This is a genomic window from Vibrio sp. AIC-3 (assembly GCF_013114515.1).
GTDB lineage: Bacteria > Pseudomonadota > Gammaproteobacteria > Enterobacterales > Vibrionaceae > Vibrio > Vibrio crassostreae_C.
Map to the genome: position 1 here is coordinate 104013 of NZ_VTXG01000013.1, position 10111 is coordinate 114123.

Annotated in this window: 11 protein-coding genes; 7 read left to right on the forward strand and 4 right to left on the reverse strand. The window is 44.0% G+C overall.

Annotation, left to right across the window (positions count from 1 at the left end):
* Positions 1-165 precede the first annotated feature (165 nt).
* From F0229_RS11465 to F0229_RS11475, 3 genes are read left to right on the forward strand one after another with little or no spacing between them, the layout of a single operon-like run.
* Positions 166-423 (forward strand): type II toxin-antitoxin system Phd/YefM family antitoxin, encoded by a 258-nt coding sequence (locus F0229_RS11465; RefSeq protein ID WP_017061616.1) that lies wholly within the window; start codon positions 166-168, stop codon positions 421-423.
* Positions 413-679, forward strand: a complete 267-nt coding sequence (locus F0229_RS11470) for a Txe/YoeB family addiction module toxin (RefSeq protein WP_017061615.1) — start codon at positions 413-415, stop codon at positions 677-679. The genes F0229_RS11465 and F0229_RS11470 overlap by 11 nt, the downstream gene beginning before the upstream one ends.
* 31 nt (positions 680-710) lie before the next feature.
* A complete protein-coding gene (locus tag F0229_RS11475) occupies positions 711-1034 on the forward strand; it encodes a DUF4144 domain-containing protein (RefSeq protein WP_017067464.1) in 324 nt (107 codons plus the stop codon).
* A 100-nt stretch (positions 1035-1134) separates the two neighbouring features.
* Here F0229_RS11475 and F0229_RS11480 read toward each other — a convergent pair whose 3' ends face one another.
* Both F0229_RS11480 and F0229_RS11485 read right to left on the reverse strand, forming a co-directional pair.
* Positions 1135-2523, reverse strand: a complete 1389-nt coding sequence (locus F0229_RS11480; protein WP_171732894.1) for an MFS transporter — start codon at positions 2521-2523, stop codon at positions 1135-1137.
* A gap of 70 nt (positions 2524-2593) precedes the next feature.
* Positions 2594-3664 carry a cellulase family glycosylhydrolase gene (locus tag F0229_RS11485; RefSeq protein ID WP_171732895.1) on the reverse strand — a complete coding sequence of 357 codons (1071 nt, stop codon included), beginning with the start codon at positions 3662-3664 and terminating at the stop codon, positions 2594-2596.
* A 212-nt stretch (positions 3665-3876) separates the two neighbouring features.
* Here F0229_RS11485 and F0229_RS11490 point away from each other — a divergent pair, with 212 nt between their 5' ends.
* Positions 3877-4902: a LacI family DNA-binding transcriptional regulator gene (locus tag F0229_RS11490; RefSeq protein WP_017064985.1), complete on the forward strand. Its 1026-nt coding sequence runs from the start codon at positions 3877-3879 to the stop codon at positions 4900-4902.
* 18 nt (positions 4903-4920) lie between these two features.
* On the opposite strand, the gene galM is transcribed toward F0229_RS11490, so the two are convergent.
* Entirely contained in the window at positions 4921-5985 is a 1065-nt protein-coding gene (gene galM / locus F0229_RS11495; RefSeq protein ID WP_017069082.1) for a galactose-1-epimerase, read from the reverse strand.
* 192 nt (positions 5986-6177) lie between these two features.
* Positions 6178-7506, reverse strand: a complete 1329-nt coding sequence (locus tag F0229_RS11500) for an anaerobic C4-dicarboxylate transporter (protein WP_010432780.1) — start codon at positions 7504-7506, stop codon at positions 6178-6180.
* Positions 7507-7917: 411 nt separating this feature from the next.
* Between F0229_RS11500 and F0229_RS11505 the strand changes: the two genes are divergently transcribed.
* The 3 genes from F0229_RS11505 (at position 7918) to F0229_RS11515 (ending at position 9955) form a co-directional block, all read left to right on the forward strand.
* Positions 7918-8577 (forward strand): HAD family phosphatase, encoded by a 660-nt coding sequence (locus F0229_RS11505; RefSeq protein ID WP_017069081.1) that lies wholly within the window; start codon positions 7918-7920, stop codon positions 8575-8577.
* A gap of 196 nt (positions 8578-8773) precedes the next feature.
* Entirely contained in the window at positions 8774-9400 is a 627-nt protein-coding gene (locus tag F0229_RS11510; RefSeq protein WP_171732896.1) for an HD domain-containing protein, read from the forward strand.
* A 39-nt stretch (positions 9401-9439) separates the two neighbouring features.
* A complete protein-coding gene (locus tag F0229_RS11515; RefSeq protein ID WP_171732897.1) occupies positions 9440-9955 on the forward strand; it encodes a GNAT family N-acetyltransferase in 516 nt (171 codons plus the stop codon).
* The last annotated feature ends 156 nt before the right edge of the window (positions 9956-10111 follow it).

Consider the following 10111-nt stretch of genomic DNA (forward strand, 5'->3'; position numbering starts at 1 on the left):
TGCATATTTACAATGAATGACATGTACCATAAGTTGATCATGTGTAAGCTCTGATATAACATGTACAACAAGCGGAACATGTAGAATAGTTAATTCATGAATGATTAACTATTCTGTGTATATAGAAAGATTAAACATATCCAAAAACAACAGGGTAAATAAGTGATGAATATTGTTTCTTTTACTGAGGCCAGAAATAGCCTTAAGTCTGTGCTCGATAGAGTGGTAGACGATTCTGATGTTACGGTAATAACCAGACGAGATTCAGAAGATGCAGTGGTCATGTCTCTTGATCATTTTAATTCAATGCAAGAAACCTTGTACCTAATGAGCTCGCCTAAAAACGCTGAAAGATTGGCTGAATCTATTGCTCAACTCGAAGCCGGAAATACAACCGTTCGAGAATTGAATAATGACGAATGATCGAAAGATTGTATTTACAGATAATGCTTGGGAAGATTACCTATACTGGCAAACCCAAGACAAGAAAACGCTCAAGAAACTAAATAAGTTGATTGAAGCCGCCAAAAGAACGCCCTTTGAAGGGATTGGAAAGCCGGAGCCACTAGTCGGCAACCTGTCTAGCTTTTGGTCAAGACGAATCGATGACAAGAATCGATTAGTGTATAAAGCAGATGACGATAACTTTTATATAATTGCTTGTCGTCACCACTATTAAAAGCAGTAAGCAGCACATAGAAAGGGCAGTAATGATCAGTTGGCCATCTTTGGTAAAACTCGACGGTGATGATGAGCTTATTTACGTCGCATCCGAGAACGATTTTCAGGCAGAATGCTCAGACATGATCCTGGGTGAAGATGATTACCTCATTGATTCAGAGGGTAACAGCTACGCACTTCAATCGATATCAAATCAACTGTCTCTAGCGAAACGGCCTGAGCAATATTCAGTAGAAAGCGTGACCAAGCTGATTCGAAACCACGAGTTTCAAAAAGCTGAAGTGTGCCTGATGAAGATCCACTTCCTAACGATTGAAGAAGCAATTCAGTCGCTGGCTTTTGAGCCACGTTAATAGCTCTCCTGAAAGCTAATAAACGAAACCTGTTAAAACAAAACAGCGCCAATTTAGGCGCTGTTTTCTAGGATGCAATGAGTGGTAATAACCTCAACAACTAAGACGTCGCTTTGTGCGTAATTACTGACTTATCAACAACCCCTTCAGCAAACTCACCACGCTCAAGTTTTTCGCGTAAAATTGCATGCTGGTCTTCAGTAAAGGTATAACGAGACATAATAAATATACGTACCAAAGCCCCTAAAGCCGGCAGTAAAGCAATACAAAAGAACATGCCATTCAATGCTGTTTCTGTTTGGTCCGCATTTGGAACATAACCAATAGTTGTCAGGATCAGACCTGTTAAACCACCTGCTACCGCAACGGATAATTTACCTGTAAATGTTTGGCCAGAGAAAGTTATCGCTGCTGTACGCTTACCACTATGGTAGTAAGAGTATTCAACGGTATCTGCAATCATCGCTGAAATAAGCGGGTTAGTCATCATAAAGAGCCCCGTTACTACTGCCAGCCACATCATCACCACCGTTGTGTTGTCATAACCTGTTAGATAAAAACCAACACGTGCGATAATTTCCAACACACATAGCGCAATAAAGATATCTCTCTTCTTGAAACGTTTAGTTAGGATTGGCGTCGCTAAACACGCGATAGCACTGACTAAAGTGATAGTACCAATCAATGAAACTAAACCTGCATCGCCCATGTTGTAGGTGAAAAAGAAAATGTATAAACCATTAACTAGATTGAAGAACACATTCATAAAGAATGCAGCCAAGATGAAGAATAATGGCTTGTTTTTACGTACCGCTTGAAAAGTATCTTTCAGTGTTACTTTTTCACAGCTCGCCGTCGAAATACGCTCTTTGGTATTGTAGAAACCGTTCAGCATAAACAGCAGACCTGCCACCATCAATACGATAACAGCAGGTAAGTAACCTTGATCAGCACGACCATCAGCAAAAAATGCGCTTAATTTAGGAAAAATAACTAGCGTTGCGCCAATACCAGCATTAACACCTAACATGGCACACGTTGCTGCTTTGGCACGCTCTTGAGGCTCATCAGTCATCACCGACGACATTGACCAAAATGGCACGTCAGAGATGGTGTAAAGGGTACCCCACAGAATATAAGTGATACCCGCATACATCACTTTAGTCGACATGTCCGCATCGATATTATAGAAGGCAGCGATGGTCACCAATACAATCAAAAACGGAGTAAACAACATGTAGGGACGGAACTTACCGAAGCGAGATTCTAACGTATCCATATAGCCAGCAATCAACGGATCATTAACAGCATCCCACACTCGTGCAATAAGAAATATGGTACTCGCAGCAATCGGCGAAATACCGAGAATATCGGTGTAGAAGTACAAGATGAACGAGCCAACCAAGCCAAAACTAAAGCATTGGCCCACGCCATAACCGAAATAAGAAATCAGCTCTCTATTGTTCAATCTATTTTTTATAGTAGTCATTGTTCACGTCTCGATTGATTTAATTCTAGTTTAGAAGCCGACCTTTTTCTCTAGGCCGGCTAAATGACAGTTATTCCACCTCTGCGAGTGTTTGAATCAACTGTACTTCGCTTGAATCATATGGCTGTCCTTGCTCATCAAGCAGATCGTGGAACCACTGACTGGCATAGTTAACGTCATTGCGTTTAATTTCAGGCCAAGGAAGGTGCGTTTGTGTTTTACCTTTCACTAATCCCCATTGATAGCAGCCAATATTCTTATCTTTAAAAATTGGCAGCTGTTCATGTAAGGAAGATTGTGCATGACGTGCTAACCACTCGGTACACATCATCGGGCGATTGTGCGCTTGCACAACTTTCAGCGCTTCATGGAACAAATCCAACGGAAGATAAGCATGGAAAGTGATAATGTCCGATAGCTCCATCGCTCGGCGATCGGTTGGATGCTCAAAAATAGGCAAACTACGGTCGAGAATACTAGGGCAATGCCATGCACCCACCGTTAGGGGCTGAGTCGGGTTCACATCGCGCGCCCACTCAAACGCTTTTTCCATCAACTCGTGGCTAAACGTCTCCATTTCTTCATCGTAAGCTAGCTCACCATTGGTGGTAAAAATCATACGGTTGGTAGGCTCGTTGTACAGATCCCAAATCGCAATACGCGGGTCGTTTTTATAAGTCGAGATAATGTCACGGATGTAAGTTTCAACGTCACCCCACTGTGACTTATCCATAACAACATTACGACCTGGGCTGGCCGCAGCTTGGCTATTATGCAGGTCAGGGACGGGGGCTTTTTGTTGACCTAGATACGGATGGTCACCGGAGAATCCACAATCATCCATTGGGGTCATCATTACCTTAATCTGGTTTCGTTCACAAATATCTAAGAAATGATCAATGCGCTCATGCAGTCCTTGGCGGTCGACTTGCCACACAATGAAAGGCAAATTGGTACGCAGCGTGTTGTAGCCAACCTCTCTCGCCCAAGCCAACTCTTGTTCCATTATTTCTGGTGAAAATGAGTCTGCTTGCCACATTTCGTTCCAGTTTACAGCCGTCCTTGGTAAGTAATTAAATCCACGTAACCATCCATGTTGTTGTTGCCATTGCCACGCTTTGTCTTCAGACCATCTTTTCATCTTACTCACCTTGAAACTAAATTATTAACTAATAATATTAGCTAATATAATGAGCTGCATTTTTATCGCTACTATCTAAGATTAAAAACGAGTGAGCAATCACAACTATCAGACTGCTCGGACAACTTTTTGTGATCCCCATCTTTAACAGGTGATCGAAAGCTGATAATTAGCTAATATCTTTAGCTAACTAAGTTGAGTTGAAATTTACGATGGCTAAAAAAATCACTATGAGTGACATTGCTGCAGCGGCAGGTGTGTCTCAATCAACGGTATCACTGGTACTTAATGGTTCAACGTCTGTAAAAATTGCAGACACCACAAAAAGTAAAGTGCTCGATACCGCCGAATCACTTGGCTACAAAAATAAGAAAGTCGCTCATGCGCTGGGTCGACCTAATAAAATAGCACTGGTTGTCAACGGGTTATCGAGTTATGACCCTTTTATTGATGCTATAAACTCAGCGCGTGAAGAGGCTTGGGCGAACGACTTTATTTTAGTGATCTTCAATTACAGCCACGATGAAGTGCTAGCGAGCAAAATTGAAGTGGAAATCAACAGCGGAGATTATGCAGGCTTGGTGTACGCATCGAGCATGACTCGTGAACTTGAACAACAACGGGTCAATACGCCTCTGCCAACCGTGCTCCTAAACTGCACAAACGAAAGCAATAGCGATGCACCAAGCATTTTACCTGCCGATATGATCGGTGCTTACAAAGCGGTCTCTCACCTTATCCAACAAGGCTATTGTCGTATTGCTATGCTCACAGGCGAAAACTGGATGCTTGCGAGCCAACAACGCAGTGAAGGCTACCGTCAGGCACTAATTGATGCCGATATTGTCCCGAACAGCAATTACTTAGCAGAGGCCAACTGGTCATTAAAAGAAGCACATCAGCAGACATTAGCTTTGTTTAAGTTAGCTCAACCACCAGAAGCTATCTTTTGTGGCAGTGATTACATGGCGATGGGGTGCTATCAAGCACTGGCTGAACTAGGGCTTAAGATCCCTCAAGATGTCGCGATCGTTGGCTACGATAACCAACAAATCGCATCGGAAAGTTTTCCTGCGTTAACATCCGTTGAATTACCTTACTCAGATATGGGCAAGCTAGCGATTGAGTCCTTAATGGCGCAAATTGAGGCTCAGCCTTTGTTATCCAGTAGACGAAAAGTGGAAGGAGAATTGATTATTCGTACATCCTCAACACCATCGGATAAGGTGGGCACATAGCCCACCAATAGTTAGGGCCTAAAACTTAAACTGATAAACCGTCTGATGTTGATAAAGCTCTCCAGATTTCAGGAGCCCGCGGTTAGGTCCCCATTCTGGCTTATTAGGACCATCTGGAAAATATTGGGTTTCTAAGCAAAGACCATCGTACAACTCATAATTTTTACTCTTACCAGGCGTCCCTGCTAGAAAGTTACCCGAATAAAACTGAATAGCAGGCTTCGTCGTTTTTACCTTCATCACGACTTCTTTTGCAGGTGCAACCAGAACCGCTGCAACCGACTCTCCATCGGTCACTTCAGGCTGAAGCACAAAAGCATGATCATAACCACCAGCCATTTTCTGGTCCGACTCAGTCAGAAAATCCCGCCCAATGAGCTTTGCGTTTGAAAAATCAAAACTCGTATCCTCTACCGCCTTTATTTCTCCCGTTGGTATTAAGCCTTGATCTGTTGGTAAATAATGGCCTGAACTCAACTGCAATACATGATCCAAGCTTTTCGAACCAGAAGCCTCACCAGCCAAATTAAAGTAAGCATGATTGGTTAAGTTAACGGGGCAAGTCTTATCAGTATTGGCTTCATAAGAAATAGATACTTGGTTGTCATCCGTTAGAGAATAGGTAACTTTGACACCAAGATTACCCGGATACCCTTGATCACCATCTTTGATATGAAGAGTAAACACTACCTTTTGTGCACTTTGTTCAACAATGCTCCAACGCTTTTTATCAAAGCCCTCTACTCCACCATGTAATGAGTTTTCACCATTATTAACCCCGAGTTGGTAGCGCTTCCCTTCAAGTTCGAATTGGCCTTTAGCGATACGGTTTGCAAAACGTCCAACAATCGCACCAAAATAAGAGCTCTGCTCCATATGTTCAGCCATATTGGGTGAGCGAAGTAACACCTCTCGAGCTACTTCATTCACTGGCATAGAACAACTCAGCCAAGTAGCTCCAATATCCATGAAGGATACACTCATTCCATTGCTGTTCTTGAGGTGGACCAGTTTAGCTAACTGACCATCAAACGATGGAGTGGATGCCATATCTTGCTCTAATTGCTCAAAGTTAGTAATCATTAGTGCCTCTTCGTCTCACAAAAATAGCGTTATATCACCACAACCCCACTTACAACTAATAATATTAGCTAATATTTTGATCTAAATTGCCTTTTACTTAATTCACATACCTTTTCAAGCGTCAGAAACAAAAACAGCGCCTCAATAGGCGCTGTTTCTCGTTTCTTATCTCGCTAGTCGATTAAGCGACAATTAAGCGATAAAAATCTGTGCCAGTGCGTAGCCTAAGCAACATGCGCCGACTACACCGATCAAACCAACCGACATGAATGAGTGGTTGAAGTACCACTTACCAATCTTGGTAGTGCCAGACACATCGAAGTTAACCGTTGCGATATCTGATGGGTAGTTCGGGATGAAGAAGTAGCCGTAAACTGCTGGCATTAAGCCGATCAACAAGGCTGGGTCTAGTCCTAAGCCAAGGCCAACAGGTAGCATCATACGCGCAGTAGCGGCTTGAGAGTTCACCACAACCGATACGATGAATAGCGCTAGTGCGAACGTCCATGGGTAGTTGGTCACCATTTCCACGATGCCAGACTTGAACTGAGGCATTGCGTATTGGAAGTAGGTATCCGACATCCAAGCGATACCGAAGATCGCAATCGCCGCCACCATTCCCGATTTGAATACCACACCGTTTGGCACATCTCGCGGGTCAGTTTTGGTCGCCAGCAAAATGATACCGCCGAAGCAGAGCATCATCATTTGGATGATCACCGACATCTTGATTGGCTTGTCGCCGTCAACGATGGTTCTGATTTCAGGCACCATCGCCACGATAACAATCACCACAATCGACAATAGGAAAATCAAAACCGCATTACGAGCCGAGGTTGGCAGCACTTCATCCAAAGACGTCGCAGTAGTGCTTTCGATACGCTTTTTCCACTCAGGATCTTTTAGACGAGCTTGGTATTCAGGATCGTCGTTCAGTTCTTTGCCGCGTTTCAGGCTGTACAAAGAAAGCAAAAACGTACCAAACAGCGTTGCAGGCACCGTCACCATCAAAATGGAAAGCAGTGTAATAGAGTGTTGAATATCAGAAAGCTGCGCGAGGTAGTACACCACAGCGGCTGAAATTGGAGATGCGGTAATAGCTAGTTGAGACGCGACAGACGCAGCTGCCATTGGACGCTCAGGACGAATACCGTTCTTCAGTGCAACATCGCCAATGATCGGCATGATGGAGTAAACCGCGTGGCCAGTACCCAATAAGAAAGTCATCGAGTAAGTCACGAACGGAGCTATCAGGGTAACGCGTTTCGGGTTCTTTCTAAGCACCCTTTCCGCCACTTGCAGCATGTATTTCAAACCACCTGCCGCTTCGAGAATCGAAGCACAAGTAACAACGGCGAGGATGATCAGCATCACGGTGACAGGTGGAGACGTTGGTGGCATCTTGAAGACAAACACCTCGATAACCAAACCAATACCAGAAACAACACCTAAGCCAATACCGCCATACCGAGATCCGATATAAAGGACGACTAATAAAAATAGAAACTCAAAATACAACATAAGCAACCCTGCTAAAAATGTGGACTAATGTTATTTTCTCCCTAAGCTCAGCCATTTACTTATTGCTTGGTCACACTATGATTGCAGGCTCCCGGTAATTGTTTTTTATAAGATTATGGTCACGTAAACAGACCTGTAAGTTTATGAAATGTAATAAGAAGCCAGACGCACAAGCTAGATTTGTTATGTGGAATAATCATAATTGTTTCTGTTAGATCTGGATGGCCTATAAAACACAAGGCTCATAACTGAACGATATTATTTCAACCACAACCAATCACATTTAAAGTCATGCAGAAGCATATTGCCGAGCCGATTGGATATATTCTTACTGAACGTTGACTCGCCTATCACTAGACACTATGTCAAAATACCCGCCCTCACGATGACAACACATTAAGAACCACGGATATGAATTTTCAAGCTGCTATTTTTGATATGGATGGGCTGCTGCTCGACACCGAGCGACTTTGTATGCAGGTTTTTGAAGAAGCATGTCACGCGCAAGGTGTTCCGTTTTTGCAAGATGTCTACCTAGGCATCATTGGTTGTAACGCAAAAACCATCGAACAGATTTTTCGAAATGGTTACGGTGAAGGGTTAGATTACCCAGCGCTGAATAATGAATGGCGCACGCGCTACAGTGCAATTGTTAAAAACCAAGCAATCCCAGTAAAAGATGGCGTGATTGAGCTGCTTGAATGGCTAAAATCGAATGACATTCCAATCGCGGTGGCGACCTCCACTCAGCTTGATATCGCAAAGAAGAAGCTTGAGCTGGCTGGCCTAGATTCGTACTTCACTTCATTAAGCACAGGCTGCGAAGTGACTCACGGCAAGCCTCACCCAGAGATTTACTTGCTGGCGGCTGAACGCCTAGGTGTTGCGCCTGAAACCTGCCTAGCGTTCGAAGATTCGAACAACGGAATTCGCGCTTCTATGGCAGCCAACATGATCAGCTTCCAGATCCCTGATTTAGTAGAGCCATGTGACGAAGTGAAAGCGCTTGGACACACCATCAGCCCTTCTCTGCATGATGTGCTAGCACAGCTTCAACAAGCTGCAGCTTAAGCTCTGACTGCCGTTGATAATGCTTTTATCAACGTAGACAAGCCCCTCTATTAAGCCGACTCACAGAGTCGGTTTTTTTGTTGATATACTTTTTATAAAAGATAAAAACTCGCGCTTGAAACTGTTAAAGTCGATTTGGGATAAATGCTAAGTAATCAGCAAGATTGCTAACGTCTAAATATGGAGACAGAGACGCGTGAAGGAAAAGTTTGAAGACCAACTGCTTGAGTTTGCACAGCAAGAAATGACACAAGATGCAGCGCACAACAGCAGCCACATCAAACGCGTAGTCAAAACCGCCAAGGCTTTGTGTGCTCAAGAACAAGCTAAGCTTGAAGTCGTGTTACCTGCTGCTTATCTTCATGATTGCTTCACCTTTCCTAAGAACCACCCAGACAGGGCCCAAAGCTCAACAATGGCAGCAGATAAGGCGATCTCTTTCCTCAAATCTATCGACTATCCCGCGTCCTATCTTGATGAGATCCATCATGCCATTGTCACGCACAGCTACAGCGCCAACATCACACCTGAAACCTTAGAAGCTCAGATCGTCCAAGATGCGGATCGCCTTGATTCTCTCGGTGCAATTGGCATCGCTCGCTGCTTGTATGTGGGTCAGAGCTTTAACGCCGAGCTGTATAACCACGAAGACCCGTTCGTTGAACATCGTGACTTGGATGACAAGCATTACAGCGTCGACCACTTCTACGTGAAGCTGTTTAAGCTCGCTGAAACCATGAATACAGAGTCCGCCAAGTTAGAAGCCAACAAGCGCACCGACTACATGCGTGGCTTTCTTGAGCAGTTGAGTACGGAAGTTTAATGGTTTAGAAAAAGGACACACGACAAGGAGAAAAAGGATATGGAAATAAACCGCTTTAAAGCCTCCGACGCCGACGAGATCGTCACTTGGTTTACATCCCTCGAAGACTACGTACTGTGGGGAGGGCGAACCTTTGGTTGGCCGTTAGAGGCCTCTTCCATCATCGAACGTTCTCAAGAGCCCCATGTCGAGCTCTATACCTTCTCTGAATCTAGTGCTCTCTCTGAACTGAATTCGAACGGCAATAACTCAGAACTGATCGGGTTTATGGAGTTTCAACGTATGTCAGACAGTGAACTTCGATTCTGCCGAGTGGCCATTCACCCAAACCAACGAGGCAAAGGGTTTGGGCAATCCATGATAGAAAGTGCATTAGACGCTGCGAAACAAATCCCTGATGTCACCACCATCAGCTTGGCGGTCTTTCAACAGAATATCGGAGCAAAACGTTGCTACGACAAAGCCGGCTTTCAGGTGGTCGACAAAGAGCCGAGCGTCAAAGAGTTCAATGGCAAAACGTGGCCCTTGTATCAGATGGAATTAAAGCTCTGCTAGTTTGTTTTGATCAACAAACTGGTTTTAATTGCTAGATTCAACCCCATATCATTAGGGCGTGTTGATCTTTGCTGTACATTTCGTGTTCAACAATACATCGGTAGCCACATTAACATGAATGCCAGCGATAACATGCTGGCATAATTCCTTTCTAGC

Excerpts from the sequence above, each read along its gene's own strand:
- F0229_RS11465 (WP_017061616.1), top strand. The coding sequence starts at position 166 with ATGAATATTGTTTCTTTTACTGAGGCCAGAAATAGCCTTAAGTCTGTG.
- F0229_RS11470 (WP_017061615.1), top strand. The coding sequence starts at position 413 with ATGACGAATGATCGAAAGATTGTATTTACAGATAATGCTTGGGAAGAT.
- F0229_RS11475 (WP_017067464.1), top strand. The coding sequence starts at position 711 with ATGATCAGTTGGCCATCTTTGGTAAAACTCGACGGTGATGATGAGCTT.
- F0229_RS11480 (WP_171732894.1), bottom strand. The coding sequence starts at position 2,523 with ATGACTACTATAAAAAATAGATTGAACAATAGAGAGCTGATTTCTTAT.
- F0229_RS11485 (WP_171732895.1), bottom strand. The coding sequence starts at position 3,664 with ATGAAAAGATGGTCTGAAGACAAAGCGTGGCAATGGCAACAACAACAT.
- F0229_RS11490 (WP_017064985.1), top strand. The coding sequence starts at position 3,877 with ATGGCTAAAAAAATCACTATGAGTGACATTGCTGCAGCGGCAGGTGTG.
- galM (WP_017069082.1), bottom strand. The coding sequence starts at position 5,985 with ATGATTACTAACTTTGAGCAATTAGAGCAAGATATGGCATCCACTCCA.
- F0229_RS11500 (WP_010432780.1), bottom strand. The coding sequence starts at position 7,506 with ATGTTGTATTTTGAGTTTCTATTTTTATTAGTCGTCCTTTATATCGGA.
- F0229_RS11505 (WP_017069081.1), top strand. The coding sequence starts at position 7,918 with ATGAATTTTCAAGCTGCTATTTTTGATATGGATGGGCTGCTGCTCGAC.
- F0229_RS11515 (WP_171732897.1), top strand. The coding sequence starts at position 9,440 with ATGGAAATAAACCGCTTTAAAGCCTCCGACGCCGACGAGATCGTCACT.